At 69.0% G+C, this 14115-nt stretch carries 10 protein-coding genes; 7 read left to right on the top strand and 3 right to left on the bottom strand.

The genetic code is table 11. The features are described 5' to 3' along the window. Positions 1-119 precede the first annotated feature (119 nt). Genes NF557_RS02490 through NF557_RS02500 form a run of 3 tightly spaced genes read left to right on the top strand, consistent with a single transcriptional unit; the run spans position 120 to position 4687 of the window. Positions 120-2498, top strand: coding sequence for a cell wall-binding repeat-containing protein (locus tag NF557_RS02490; protein WP_252621521.1), 2379 nt, complete (start codon positions 120-122; stop codon positions 2496-2498). Between the two features lie 27 nt (positions 2499-2525). Beyond that, on the top strand, positions 2526-4049 hold the full coding sequence (locus NF557_RS02495) for a purine-cytosine permease family protein (RefSeq protein ID WP_370584453.1): 1524 nt from the start codon (positions 2526-2528) through the stop codon (positions 4047-4049). Beyond that, positions 4046-4687: a cysteine hydrolase family protein gene (locus tag NF557_RS02500; RefSeq protein ID WP_252621522.1), complete on the top strand. Its 642-nt coding sequence runs from the start codon at positions 4046-4048 to the stop codon at positions 4685-4687. The genes NF557_RS02495 and NF557_RS02500 overlap by 4 nt, the downstream gene beginning before the upstream one ends. A 52-nt stretch (positions 4688-4739) precedes the next feature. Here the strand turns inward: NF557_RS02500 and murA are convergent, their stop codons facing one another. After that, on the bottom strand, positions 4740-6050 hold the full coding sequence (murA, locus tag NF557_RS02505; RefSeq protein ID WP_252621523.1) for a UDP-N-acetylglucosamine 1-carboxyvinyltransferase: 1311 nt from the start codon (positions 6048-6050) through the stop codon (positions 4740-4742). A gap of 107 nt (positions 6051-6157) precedes the next feature. On the opposite strand from murA, the gene NF557_RS02510 reads away from it, so the two are divergent. The 4 genes from NF557_RS02510 to NF557_RS02525 all read left to right on the top strand — a co-directional run bounded on the left by NF557_RS02510 (position 6158) and on the right by NF557_RS02525 (position 12777). Beyond that, entirely contained in the window at positions 6158-6772 is a 615-nt protein-coding gene (locus NF557_RS02510) for a DinB family protein (RefSeq protein WP_252621524.1), read from the top strand. 89 nt (positions 6773-6861) lie between these two features. Next, positions 6862-8388, top strand: a complete 1527-nt coding sequence (gene putP, locus NF557_RS02515) for a sodium/proline symporter PutP (protein WP_252621525.1) — start codon at positions 6862-6864, stop codon at positions 8386-8388. Between the two features lie 113 nt (positions 8389-8501). Continuing rightward, entirely contained in the window at positions 8502-11132 is a 2631-nt protein-coding gene (locus tag NF557_RS02520) for a DEAD/DEAH box helicase (protein ID WP_252621526.1), read from the top strand. 301 nt (positions 11133-11433) lie between these two features. Next, complete coding sequence (locus NF557_RS02525) at positions 11434-12777, top strand: alpha-hydroxy-acid oxidizing protein (protein WP_252621527.1); 1344 nt, start codon at positions 11434-11436, stop codon at positions 12775-12777. Here NF557_RS02525 and NF557_RS02530 read toward each other — a convergent pair. Continuing rightward, complete coding sequence (locus tag NF557_RS02530; RefSeq protein WP_252621528.1) at positions 12774-13664, bottom strand: SRPBCC family protein; 891 nt, start codon at positions 13662-13664, stop codon at positions 12774-12776. The genes NF557_RS02525 and NF557_RS02530 overlap by 4 nt on opposite strands. Continuing rightward, positions 13661-13996: an ArsR/SmtB family transcription factor gene (locus NF557_RS02535; protein WP_252621529.1), complete on the bottom strand. Its 336-nt coding sequence runs from the start codon at positions 13994-13996 to the stop codon at positions 13661-13663. Before NF557_RS02535 ends, NF557_RS02530 begins: the two co-directional genes overlap by 4 nt. Positions 13997-14115 lie beyond the last annotated feature (119 nt).

Genomic DNA, 14115 nt, shown 5'->3' on the forward strand with positions numbered 1-14115 from the left:
ATCCTCCTCAGGAAATGGAGTAAAGGGAGAATTACAGAATTGTGGTTATCCAGTAACTCTTGCCACATCAGTCACTTCTGCACCATATTGGGGGAGCCCCGACTACTTCAGGAGTCCATGTGCGACCCACCCTCGCCGCCTCGCTGGCCCTGGCGTTGACCGCCACGCTGCTGCCTGCTGTCGCCTCCGCGACGACCGAGCCGACGTCTCCGCCGGCCGCCCACGACACCGAGCAGGTGGCGGAGGCGATCCCCGACGAGCACCTTGACCTCGAGTACGGCCTGGTCACCACCGACCCCGAGGACGTCGCGCTGTCCGAGCCCACCGTCGTCACCGACCTCACCCAGCTGCCGGCGGCCGAGCCGAACGCCGAGTCCTATCCGATGCCGTCGTCCGGCTACTACACGGTGACCGGCGGTGGCTGGGGGCACCGGATCGGGATGTCGCAGTATGGCGCGCACGGCGCGGGCCTCCAGGGGCTGGACCACGCACAGATCCTCGACTTCTATTATCCGGGCACCAACCTGGAGACGTGGGCCAGCGGCATGATCCGCATCGGCATCACCATCGACAACGACGGCGTCACGCGGGTCGACCACCGTCCCGGACTTGCCGTGAGCCACGGGACGAGCGGCGCCACCTACACCCTGCCGGAGCGCGAGCAGTGGCGCGTGCGGGCCAGCACCACCAGCGCGAGCAGCTGCGTGCTGGAGGGTTACAACGGATCGACCTGGTCGGCATACTGGCCGTCCGGGATGGCCACCGGCTGCCCGGTCACCTTCTCCTCGCCCACCGAGGGGACGGTCGACCTCTATCTGCCCAGCGGCTCGCGCCGGATCTATCGCGGTCAGCTGACCGCCACCCACCACGGCTCGGCAAACCTGGCCACCGTCAACCGGTTGCCGATGCAGCACTACCTGCGCTCGGTCGTCTCGATCGAGATGTCGTCGTTCTTCCACACGCAGGCGCTGCGGGCCCAGGCCGTCGCGGCGCGCACCTACGCACAACGCGGGGTCAACGGCACCGGCTACTACGACACGTGTGACACGACCTACTGCCAGGCCTACCGCGGTCGGGGTGCGCGACAGACCGCCGGCGGCATCACCAGCTACGAGTATCCCGAGAACACGGCCGCGGTGGACGCCACCGATGGGCAGGTGCTCACCTACAACTTCCCGAGCGGGAAGGCGCTGGCCACCACCATGTATGCCGCCTCGACCGGTGGGTGGACCATCCCCGGTGGGGCGGGGCACCCCTATCTGTCGGCCCAGGCCGACCCCTATGACAACACCGCGATCAACACCCGGCACCGGTGGACCGCCCAGCTGACCGCGACCTCGCTCGAGTCGCGCTACGGCATCTATGACGTGACCCGGGTGCAGGTCCTGACCCGCGACGGCCACGGGCAGTGGGGTGGGCGCATCCTGTCGGCCAAGGTCGAGGGCTACACCGCCGGCGGCGCCTACACCTACGCCAACGCCAGCGGGACAGGCCTCTACCTCGCGCGCCCCTGGCCGACCTGGAACACCGGGCTGTCCACGGACTACTTCACGTTCGGCGATCCGGGCGAGGCGCCGCCGCCGACTGCTCCGGGTGAGGTGACCCGCCTCGCGGGCGCCAACCGCTACGCGACGGCTGCCGAGGTGTCGGAAGCGTGGGCGGCAGGAGTGAGTGTCGTCTATGTCGTGTCGGGGGAGGACTATGCCGACGCCTTGGCTGCTGCCGCCCGCTCCGGCATCTATGACGCGCCCGTGCTGCTGACCAAGAAGAACAGCCTGCCGCCGGAGACCCGGAGCGCGCTGACCAGGCTCAAGCCGGGGCGGCTCGTCATCGTCGGGGGCACCGGTTCGGTCGGCGCGGGGGTCGAGGCCACGTTGCGCGGCTACACCACCGGGGGCCTGGAACGGGTCCAGGGGGCAGACCGCTATGCGACGGCGGCGGCCCTCGCGTCCTACTACGGCGCCGGCCAGTCCCGGGTCTTCCTCGCCAGCGGCGAGAACTTCCCGGACGCCCTGACCGCCGCCGCACTGGCCGGCAAGCAGCACACCCCGCTGCTGCTGACCCGCAGCGACCGGCTGGACGCGGCGACCCTGCAGCAGCTGGACCGCCTCAACCCTGGCGAGATCATCGTCCTCGGTGGGACGGCCGGCGTCTCGGCGCCGGTGGCCCAGCAGGCGGCGAGCTATGCCACCAGCGGCACCTTCCGCCGGCTCGCCGGCGCGAACCGCTATGAGACTGCCGAGCAGGTGGCGCTCGAGTATCCGAGCGCGATCAGCTCCACGATGGTCGCGTCCGGCCAGGAGTTTCCGGACGCGCTCGTCGGCGCGGCACTGGCTGGCCGCCGTGGTGTCCCCGTGCTCCTGACTATGGTCAACGGAGTCCACCCGGCCGCCGGTGACGCGCTAGAGCACCTCGCGCCCAAGGACATCTTCGTGCTGGGCGGGGAGACCATAGTGTCGAATGCCACTGTCGAGGAGCTGGCCGACTACCTGCGCTGAGCACCGCGAGGTGGGAGAATCCGCCTCATGACTGACATGCACACCGTTGTGCCCGGGACGCCGGCACCGACCCGCAGGCTCGTCGAGCTCAACGGGATCGACATCATCAAGGAGTCAGAGCGCACCGCCAAGCCGTCCGACCTCTTCTGGCCATGGTTTGCCGCGAACGTGTCGGTCTTCGGCATGAGCTATGCAGCGTTCGTGTATGGCTTCGGCGTCAGCTTCTGGCAGGGCGTGCTGGTCGCGGTGGTGGGCGTGACCATCTCGTTCCTGCTGTGCGGCATCATCGCGATCGCCGGCAAGCGCGGCTCGGTGCCGACCATGGTGCTGTCCAGGTCCGCGTTCGGGGTCACTGGGCAGCGCGTGCCCGGCATCTTCTCGTGGTTGATCTCGATCGGGTGGGAGACGTTCCTGGCGATCATGGCCACGCTGGCCACGGCGACCGTCTTCGCCGAGCTCGGCTGGAGCAGCGGCACCGCGACCAAGGTGATCGCCTGCGCCGTGATCGCGACCCTGATCGTGCTCGCCTCCGTCGCCGGTTATCACACAATCATCCGCATGCAGTCGGTGCTGACCTGGGTCACCGGCCTGGTCACGCTGGGCTACATCGCGATCACCTTCTCCGAGATCGACCTCGGTGCCGCGACTGCGCTCCCGGCGGCCTCCAACCAGGCGCTCATCGGTGCGCTGGTCATGGTGATGACCGGCTTCGGCCTGGGGTGGATCAACATCGCCGCTGACTGGTCGCGCTATCAGAAGCGGGACGCCTCGGGTGGCGCCATCGTCTTCTGGAACACATTCGGCGGCGCGATCGCCCCGGTGTTGCTGGTCTGCTACGGCTTGGCGCTAGCCGGCTCCAACCCGGAGCTGACCGATGCCATCGCCAACGACCCGATCGGCACGCTGGCCACGATCCTGCCCACCTGGTTCCTCATCCCGTTCTGGATCGCCGCAGTGCTCGCCCTGGTCAGTGGCGCCGTGCTCGGCATCTACTCCTCCGGCTTGACCCTGCTCAGCCTGGGCATCGACATCCCGCGCCCGGCGGCCGCGCTCATCGACGGGGTCATCCTGACTCTCGGCACGATCTATGTCGTGTTCTTCGCCGAGTCGTTCCTGGCGCCGTTCCAGAGCTTCCTGATCACACTCGGCGTGCCGATCGCAGCCTGGGCGGGCATCCTCATCGCCGACATCATGCTGCGCCGTCGCAACTATGACGAGGCAGCCCTGTTTGACGGTCGCGGTCGCTATGGCAACTGGAACTGGACCTCGATCGGCATCATGGCGGTCGCCTCCATCGTCGGCTGGGGGTTGGTCATCAACAACTTTGCGGACGCCGCCGCCTGGAACAACTGGCAGGGCTATCTGCTCGGCCCGCTGGGCCTGGGCGGTCGCGAGGGTGACTGGGCCTGGGCCAACCTCGGCGTGCTCTTCTCCCTGGTGATCGGATTTGTGGGGTATGCCGTGCTGCAGGCCGGTGCTGTCCGTCGCCAGGAGGCCGAGCCAGTCGCCCCGGCCCGCGACCAGTCGATGGTGGACGGTCCGGTCGCATGAGCAGCGCTAGCGTGGCCACGGAGGAGCAGGAGGGTCGGCCCAAGTCCGGCCCCGCGGAGGTCGAGGCCTCGGCCGGCGCCGACCGGTGGCTGGTCGTCGTCGACCCCCAGGTGATCTTTGCCGACCCGGAGTCGAAGTGGGCAGCGCCGCGCTTCCAAAAGATCGTGGAGCCGGTGCGCCAGCTGGCCGCGGCGTTCGGCGACCGGGTGGTCATCACCCGCTGGGTGCCGCCGGAGCAGAAGGTGGGCTCATGGGTGCCCTACTTCGAGCAGTTCGCCTTCGCCGACCAGCCACCCGACCACCATCTCTTCGACCTGGTGCCGCAGGCGGCCGACCTGGGCGCACGGCATACGGTCAGCGAGCCGACGTTCGGCAAGTGGGGCGAGCAGCTGCAGGCGATCACCGGACCCACCCCGCACCTGGTGCTGGCCGGCGTGGCGACGGACTGCTGCGTCATCTCCACCGCGCTCCCGGCGATCGACGCGGGGGCGCAGGTGACCGTGGCCTCCGATGCCTGCGCCGGTTCGGACGACGAGAACCACCAACGCGCCCTGGACGCGATGGGGCTCTATGCGCCCCAGCTCTTCGTGGTGACCACGGCAGAGGTCCTGGCGCTGGGCGAGCCACGAGAGGCCTGATGACCGAACCCGGCGGAGACCGGGCGCCGACCGCCGCTTCGGTGCGCCTGCTCTAGTCCACGGGCTCGATGGACAGACCGAGCTCGGCGAACTGCTCTGCCGGGCGGTGATAGCCGCGCACCAGGTGACGGATCCCGCCGATGCGCGAGGGGCCGTCGGCGATGGCGGCCGCGATGACCGATGAGAAGCCGGCTCGCACATCAGGGACCTCGACGTGGGCCCCGCGCAGCTTGGACACGCCCTTGACGACGGCGGAGTGGACGGCGTTCGTGTCGTGGAAGCGGCACGACTCACCACCCAGGCAGGTCGCGAACAACTCGATCTCGGCGCCCATCTGCTGCAGCGCGGGCACATAGACCAACCGGTCCTCATAGACCGTCTCGTGCAGGACCGACATGCCGTCGGCCTGGGTGAACAGGACGACGAGGGGTGTCTGCCAGTCGGTCATGAACCCCGGGTGGGTGTCGGTCTGCACGGCGGCCGGTCGCAGCCCCTCGGGAGCAGTGGCGCGGATGTATTCATCGGTGATGTCGAACTGCGCACCCATGGAGTGCAGGGTCGTGATGGCCGTGACGAGCCGGTCCTGGGCACAGCCGTGGACCCGGACCTCGCCGCCGGTGACCAGTCCGGCCACCAGATAGCTGAACGCCTCGTTGCGGTCGCCCTCGAGATGCACCTGGGCACCCCGCAGCCGGTCGACGCCGTCGATGGTCCACTTGCGGCCGGGAGACAGGACGATCCGGGCCCCCATGCGCTGCAGGAACAGCGCCAGCTCGATGACCTCCGGCTCGGTGGCGGCGTTGCGCAGCACCGTGCGGCCCTCGGCCAGGGCGGCGGTCAGCAGCACGGTCTCGGTCGCGCCGACGCTGGGATAGGGCAGCTCGAGGCGGGTGCCGCGCAGGCGGGTGGCGCGGGCGGCGATGCCGTCCTCACGGTGCTCGATCTCGGCACCGAAGGCCGTCAGCGCCTCGATGTGAAAGTCCACGGGGCGACGGCCGATGGGATCGCCACCCACCAGGGGGACGAAGGCCTCACCGGTCAGGTGCAGGAGTGGGCCGAGCAGCAGGATCGGGATGCGGTTGAGGCCGCTGAACGAGAGCGGGACGTCGGCCGTCACCTGGTCGTGGGGCTCCACGGTGATGACGCCGTGGTCCTGGTCATAGTCCACGCCCACGCCCAGGGAGCGCAGGATGTCGGTCGTGATCGCCACGTCACCGACCTGCGGCACGTTGCTGATCCTGCTCGGGCCGTCGCCCAGGATGGCCGCCACCATGTGTTTGGTGGCTGCGTTCTTGGAGCCGCGCACGTGCACGTCGCCGCGCAGGGGGCCGGCGGGTGTCACTGACCACGCTGTTGCTGCCATAGCCACAGGCTACGCAGACCCAGCCGTCAGCGCACGACTCAGCACGGCTCGCCTCGGGCGGCGGCGGCACGGAGGCCGGTGTCGGTGGGCACTGACAGGCTGGGCCGATGAACGCACCGGATCAGAAGGAGACCCTGCACCGCTATCTCAAGAACGCCCGCGAGGCGCTGTTGTGGAAGCTGGACGGGTTGGATGACTATGACGTGCGCCGGCCGATGACGCCGACCGGCACCAACCTGCTGGGCCTGGTCAAGCACGTGGCTAGCGTCGGGGTCGGCTATCTCGGTGACGTGTTTGACCGACCGTCCGGGATCGACCTGCCGTGGTTCGCCGACGACGCCGAGCCCAACGCCGACCTGTGGGTGCCGGCGCAGGAGTCGCGGGAGCAGGTTATCGACCTGCACCACCGTGCCTGGGCCCACGCCGACGCCACGGTGGAGGCGCTCGACCTGGACGCTGAGGGCGCGGTGCCCTGGTGGGGCGAGCGAGGGCAGGTGACGCTGCACCAGATCCTCGTGCACATCACGACGGAGACACACCGGCACGCCGGTCACGCCGACATCATCCGGGAGCTGATCGACGGTGCCGTCGGGGTCCGTGAGGGGATGGACAACATGTGGACCGGTGATGCCGACGACTACTGGCCGCAGCACCGCGGGCGCATCGAGGAGGCGGCCCGTGCAGCCCGTCAGCACGCGACAGGCAGCGACGGCGCAACATAACAAACGGATAACGCCACCGCTCCAGAGACGCGAACTGCCCTAGCCTGCAAGGAGGTCCGCCCCAGACGCCCCCGACGACGGAGCCCCAGATGTCCGACCAGACCTTCCAGCTCATCGCGATCGGCATCTATTTTGCCGCCATGCTCGGCATCGGTTTTTATGCCTATCGGCAGACGAGTGACCTGGACGACTACATGCTTGCGGGGCGCAACCTGCCTCCGGGTGTTGCCGCACTGTCCGCCGGAGCCTCGGACATGTCGGGCTGGCTGCTGATGGGACTACCTGGAGCGATCTATGCCACCGGCCTGGTGGAGGCCTGGATCGCGATCGGGCTCACGATCGGTGCCTACCTGAACTGGAAGTTCGTTGCACCGAGGCTGCGCTCCTACACCGAGGTGTCCAACAACTCGATCACCGTCCCCAGCTTCCTGGAGAACAGGTTCAAGGACCACAGCCACGCACTGCGGCTCACGGCCGGCATCATCATCCTGGTCTTCTTCACCTTCTACGTCTCCTCCGGCATGGTTGCCGGTGGTGTCTTCTTCGAGTCCTCCTTCAACAGCAGCTACCTCACAGGCATGTTGCTCGTGGCGGGGGTCACCCTCGTCTACACCCTCTTCGGCGGGTTCCTCGGAGCGTCGCTGACCGATGTGGCCCAGGGCCTGCTGATGCTCGCGGCGCTGGTGCTCGTGCCCATCGTCACGATCGTCTCGATGGGCGGTCTGGGCGAGGTCCTCTCCAGCATCGACGCAGCCGACGCGGCGTTCAACGCCACGGTCAGCGACCCCGCCGACGAGCTCGACCGCACCTCCCTGCTGTTTGGCGGCACGCTGCTGGGCATCATCTCGGCTGCAGCGTGGGGGCTGGGCTACTTCGGCCAACCGCACATCATCGTGCGGTTCATGGCGTTGCGCTCGGCGGCCGACGCAAAGGCCGGGCGCCGCATCGGCATCAGCTGGATGGTGCTGGTCGCAGGTGGTGCCATCGTCACCGGCCTGATCGGCGTCGGCTACTTCCACGAGGCGACCGAGGTGCTGGACAACCCCGAGACCGTCTTCCTGCGCCTGTCCCAGATCATGTTCCACCCGATCATTGCCGGCTTCGTGCTGGCGGCCGTGCTGGCCGCCATCATGTCGACCCTCTCCTCGCAGCTGATCGTCTGCTCCTCCGCGCTGGTCGAGGACATCTGGAAGATCTTCGGCAAGGAGGCCACCGCTGGCCAGCAGGTCATGCTGGGTCGGGCCGGGGTCCTCGTGGTCGCCCTCATCGCCGGTCTGCTCGCGATCGACCCGCAGTCCAACATCCTGGGCCTCGTCGGGTTTGCGTGGGCCGGCTTCGGCGCCGCGTTCGGGCCGATCATCATCCTGTCCTTGTTCTGGCGCCGGCTCACGGCGATGGGCGCTCTCAGCGGCATGATCTCCGGCGCCGTCGTGGTCGGCATCTGGGGCAATGTCGATGCCCTCAGCAGCTTCCTCTATGAGATCGTGCCCGGCTTCGTCGTCTGTCTGGTGGTCGCCTACGTCGTCTCCCTGATGGGCCCCCGCCCCACGGAGGACGAGGCCATCCAGGCCGAGTTCGACGAGATGTCCCACTGGGCCGAGAAGCTGAAGGTCTGATCGTCCGCACGTTCCCCACCCCACGTCCCACTACACGTCCCCGAACGCGGGCCACCAGCTGACTGGCGCTGGCGGCCCGCGGTGGGCGGACGGCATACGGGATGATGGAGGGGATGGCCACTTCCAGCACGCTCACTGACCTGCTCCCGCGCGAGGGCACCAACGCCGACCCTGATCAGCTCTTCGAGAGCTTCGCCGACTGGGCGCAGGAGCGCGGGACCGCGCTCTATCCGCACCAGGAGGAGGCGGTCATCGAGCTGCTCAGCGGCTCGAACGTCATCCTGGCCACGCCCACCGGCTCGGGCAAGAGCCTGGTCGCCACGGCGGCGCACTTCCAGGCGCTCGCGGAGGACCGCGTGAGCTTCTACACCGCCCCCATCAAGGCCCTGGTCAGCGAGAAGTTCTTTGCCCTGTGCCAGATCTTCGGTGCCGACAACGTGGGCATGCTCACCGGGGACGCCGCGGTCAACGCCGATGCGCCGATCATCTGCTGCACCGCCGAGATCCTGGCCAACATCGCGCTGCGTGAGGGCAGCCAGGCCGACGTCGGGCTGGTCATCATGGACGAGTTCCACTTCTATGCCGAACCAGACCGCGGCTGGGCCTGGCAGGTGCCGCTGCTGGAGCTGCCCGATGCCCAGTTCCTGCTGATGTCGGCCACGCTCGGTGACGTCACCCGCTTCGTCGGCGACATCTCGCGGCGGACCGGTCGGGCCACCGCCGTCGTCGCCGGTGCCGAGCGGCCGGTGCCGCTGAGCTTCACCTGGGCGATCACCCCGATCACCGAGACGATCACCGAGCTGCTGGAGACCCACCAGGCACCGGTCTATATCGTCCACTTCACCCAGAAGGACGCCCTCGACCGCGCCCAGTCCCTGATGTCCCTCAAGATCGCCAGCCGCGAGGACAAGGACGCCATCGCCGAGCGCATCGGTGCCTTCCGGTTCACCGCCGGCTTCGGGCGGACCCTGTCCAAGCTGGTGCGCAACGGCATCGGGGTGCACCATGCGGGGATGCTGCCGCGCTATCGCCGCCTCGTCGAGCAGCTCGCCCAGGACGGCCTGCTCAAGGTCATCTGCGGCACGGACACGCTCGGGGTCGGCATCAACGTGCCGATCCGCACGGTCCTGTTCACCGGGCTGACGAAGTATGACGGGACGCGCCAACGCGTCCTGCGTGCCCGGGAGTTCCACCAGATCGCCGGGCGGGCCGGACGCGCAGGTTATGACACCAGCGGCTATGTCGTGGTGCAGGCGCCCGAGCACCACATCGACAACCTCCGTGCGGTCGCCAAGGCCGGCGACGACCCCAAGAAGCTGCGCAAGGTCCAGCGCAAGAAGCCTCCGGAGGGCTTCGTCAGCTGGACCGAAGAGACCTACGACAAGCTGGTCGGCGGCGAGCCGGAGCCGCTGGTGTCCCGGATGCGGGTCGACCACTCGATCATCCTCAACGTCGTGGCACGGCAGGGTGACCCGTTCGTCAACCTGCGCAAGCTGCTGCGGGACAACCACGAGGACCCCCGCAACCAGGCCCGACTCTCGCGCAAGGCGATCGTGCTGGCCAGGAGCCTGCTCGACAGCGGTGTGCTGGAGCGGCTGCCCGCACCACAGGACTCGGGCCGTGCGGTGATCCTCTCTGCCGGCGTGCAGGAGAACTTCGCCCTCAACCAACCCCTGGCTCCCTTTGCCGTCGCGGCCCTGGAGGTGCTGGACAAGGAGGATCCGGCATACGCCCTGGATGTGGTCTCGGTGGTCGAGGCGGTCCTGGACGACCCCCGCCAGGTGCTCTATGCCCAGCAGTCCAAGGCCAAGGGCGAGGCGGTCGGGCAGATGAAGGCGGACGGGATCGAGTATGACCAGCGCATGGAGCTGCTCGAGGACGTCACGTGGCCGATGCCGCTGGCCGAGCTGCTCGAGGGCACGCTGGAGATCTATCGCCAGGCGCACCCGTGGGTCAGTGAGGACGCGCTGAGCCCCAAGTCTGTCGTGCGGGACATGTATGAGCGGGCGATGAGCTTCACCGAGTTCGTCGGGTTCTATCAGCTCACCCGGTCCGAGGGCATCGTGCTGCGCTACCTGACCGATGCCTACCGCACGCTGCGCAACACGGTGCCCGACAGCGCCAAGACCGAGGAGCTGGACGACCTGATCCACTGGCTCGGGGAGACCATCCGGCAGACCGACTCCTCACTCCTCGACGAGTGGGAGGCGCTGACCGACCCCAACGCCGTGGCGGCCGCCGCGGCTCGAGCGGCCGAGGGTGTTCCGCTCGCGCCGAGTCGCCCGATCACCGGCAACGAGCGGGCGTTCCGGGTGATGGTGCGCAACGCGGTCTTCCGCCGGGTCGAGCTGGCCGCTCGTGATGTCTATCGCGACCTGGCCCAGCTGGAGCAGTCGGTCGCTGAGCTGACCGACCCGCCGCGCCAGCCGCTGATGGGCGTGGACGACTGGGACGGAGCGCTGGACGGCTACTGGGCCGAGCACGACGAGATCGGGCTCGGTCCGGACGCGCGTGGTCCGTCGATGCTGGAGATCAAGGCGGTGACCGGGCCACAGCCCGGCGTGCGCGAGGTCCCGGGCGTGGCCTCGAGCGGGCCGGTCGATGTGCGGCTGTGGCTTGTGCGGCAGACCCTGGCCGACCCGGCGGGCGACAACGACTGGGTGATCGAGGCGGTGGTGGACCTGGACGCCTCCGACGAGGTGGGGGAGCCGGTGTTGCTGGCCAGCGCCATGCGGAGGTTGTGAGGAATGGATGCGGTGCTGATTGATGGGGCGACGGGGCTGGACGTCCGCAAGAACACCCCCGACCGTGGCGCTGCGGTCGCCACCTGACCCGTGCTGGCACGGCATCGCTTGGGTAGGTCGCGCATGACTTGGCCGCTCGTGACGTTGCGTGGGCTTCGGTCCCCCTGAGGACGCAAATCCCACGCAATGGCTGACCCGCGGGCGGTGATCCCGGCCCCCACCGGGCGTATGACGCGGCCCTGGTGTCTCGGCATACTCGCCTCCGGGGGCGGTGCCCAAGAGCACCGGTAACCTGACCTCCATGAGTGCCGACGCAGTCACTTCTGTCCCGCACGGTGCGGGTCGGGCTCGCCAGAACGCCATCTATCGCCCCGGCGCGCTGGGGATCGAGCCTGTGGTGCCCACGGGCACGGCCGAACTGGAGAGCCGTGCGCGGCGCGCGATGAGCCGTCGGGCGTGGGCCTACGTGGCCGGGGGCGCGGGCGACGGTGCGACGATGCGGGCCAACCGGGAGGCGTTCGACCGGTGGCGGGTAGTCCCGCGCGTGCTCCACGGCACGACCGAGCGGGACCTGCGCACCACCGTCCTCGGCACCGATCTGGCGGCCCCGCTGCTGCTGGCGCCCGTGGGCGCCGCCGGTCTGATCACTGACGACGCAGACCTGAAGATCGCCGATGGGGCGCACGCCAGCGGCATCCCCTACATCTTTTCCTGCCAGGGGTCCTCACCGATGGAGCAGACGGCCGCGGCGATGAGCGGCACGCCGTTCTGGTTCCAGCTGTACTGGTCGACCGATGAGGAGTTGGTCGACTCGATGATCGGCCGGGCTGAGGCAGCCGGGGCGCAGGCGCTGGTCGTCACGTTGGACACGACGATGCTCGGGTGGCGCACGCAGGACCTCGATCTCGGGTCGCTGCCGTTTGCCCGGGGGATCGGGATCGCGCAGTACACCTCCGACCCGAGGTTCATGGCGCTGGTGCGGGAGCGGGTGGCGGCTGCCGAGAGCGCGGCGGGCGGAGCGGGCCTGGGGATCGACCCGCGCAAACCGCTCGAGGCAGCAAGGGCGGCGCGGTCCGGCGTCGGCACTCTGCTGTCGATGGCGCGGGCCCATCCCGGCGCGACCCGTGACAACCTGCGCTCTCCCGAGCCGCGGGCGGCCGTCGAGGCCTTCCTCGACATCTACTCCAACCCAGGTCTGTCCTGGGGGCACGTCTCCACCCTGAGAGAGCGCACCTCGCTACCGGTGCTGCTCAAGGGAGTGCTGCACCCGGACGACGCTCGTCGTGCCCTTGACTCCGGGGTGGACGGTCTCATCGTGTCCAACCATGGCGGCCGTCAGGTGGACCGGTCGGTCGCCGCGCTGGACGCTCTTGTCCGGGTGCGGGAGGCCGTCGGGCCGGAGCCCACGGTCCTGATGGACAGCGGGATCCGCTCCGGGGCCGACCTCCTGGTGGCGCTGGCGCTCGGTGCCGACGCCTGCCTGCTTGGTCGTCCGCACGTCTACGGACTGGCGCTCGACGGGGCGGAAGGCGTGAGTGCCGTCATCGACAACGTCGTCGCTGAGCTCGATCTGACGATGGGGCTCGTGGGTGCCGGGTCCGTGGATGCCATCACCCGCGACCTGCTGGAGGGTGCGGCCCGTTAGGGCCCGTGCTCGGCCAGGCTGTCCAGGACAGCCGTCCAGCCGTGGGTGGGGTTGGTGGTGTCGGCCTGCGGGATGGCGAACTCGTGCACCAGCGTCACGAGGGTGCTCGCGCCTCCATCGTCCCGGTCCCTGAAGGTGACGGTCACCAGGTCCTGCGGGGCGGGCGGGCCCGGAGACTCCCACGACCACGTCATGACGAGGCGCTCGCCCTCAACCAGTTCCACGTAGGTCCCGGTCGCGCCCAGCCCGGTCTGCGCGGATCGGATCGCGAACTGTCCTCCCCGCCGCGCGTCGATCTCATAGGTCGTGTCCTGCCCCGGCCACCACCACTGCGCCAGCCGCTTCGGCTCCAGCCATGCGGCAAAGGTGTCGGCTCGTGTGGCGGGCACCACCTGGGTGAGGGTGATCGCCGGCTGCAGGTCGGCGGCGGCCGGGCGCGCGACGCCAGCAGGCGTGCCGGATGGGAGTGCCCCGTCCTGTGGCAGACGGGCCAGATTGCCGAGCACGTGCTCCCACCCCTGTCGATAGGACTCGACGCCGTCGCCGGTGGCGACATGGTGCGTGACGGTGACGAGTGTGCCTCCGTCCTGGGGGCTGAGCTCGATCCGCACGTGCTCCTTCGGCCCGGTGAGGGCACCCTCGAGCCAGATCCAGGTCAGCTCAATCAGGCTCGGCTCCTCAAGCCTGGTGAAAGTGCCCCGCACGCCGATACCGGCACCGACGGACTCGACCAGGTAGTCTCCGCCGACCCGGCCGTCCACGGCATACTGCGTGTCGCCGATGGAGACCCACCACCACCTGGACATGCCCTCAGGAGTCAGCCACGCGGCATACACCTGGTGTGGCGGGGCGGGGACGTGCTGGGTGATCACGAGGTCGCGGGTCATCGCTGCTCCTGGGCGCTCGGGTCGAAGGACTGGGCTAGGTTGCCGAGTTGGGTGGTCCAGAAGGTGCGGGTGCGGTGCAGCCAGTCCTCGGCTGCTCCGAGGCGGTCACGCTCAAGGCTGACGGTGACCGTGCGGCCCGACTTGGTGCGGGTGACCAGGCCGGCCGACTCCAGGACGGTCAGGTGCTTGAGGGTGCCCGGCAGCGAGATGGGCAGGTGGTCGGCCAACTCCGAGACGGTGCGGTCGCGCTGCGCCAGCAGGTCGACCAACAGGGCCCGCCGGGGGTCGCCGAGCGCCGCGAAGACCAGCGCCTCATCACGATGGTTAACCATAAGGTTAACGGTATGTCCCGAGGGTAGTTAGTGCAAGAGCGCACGGCGCCCTTCCGGTGGCTGCGATCACACGCGTCCCGCCTGCCCGTGTCGACCACGGGGTCCTGAGCCTGGACTAG

This window comes from Ornithinimicrobium cryptoxanthini (assembly GCF_023923205.1).
GTDB lineage: Bacteria > Actinomycetota > Actinomycetes > Actinomycetales > Dermatophilaceae > Ornithinicoccus > Ornithinicoccus cryptoxanthini.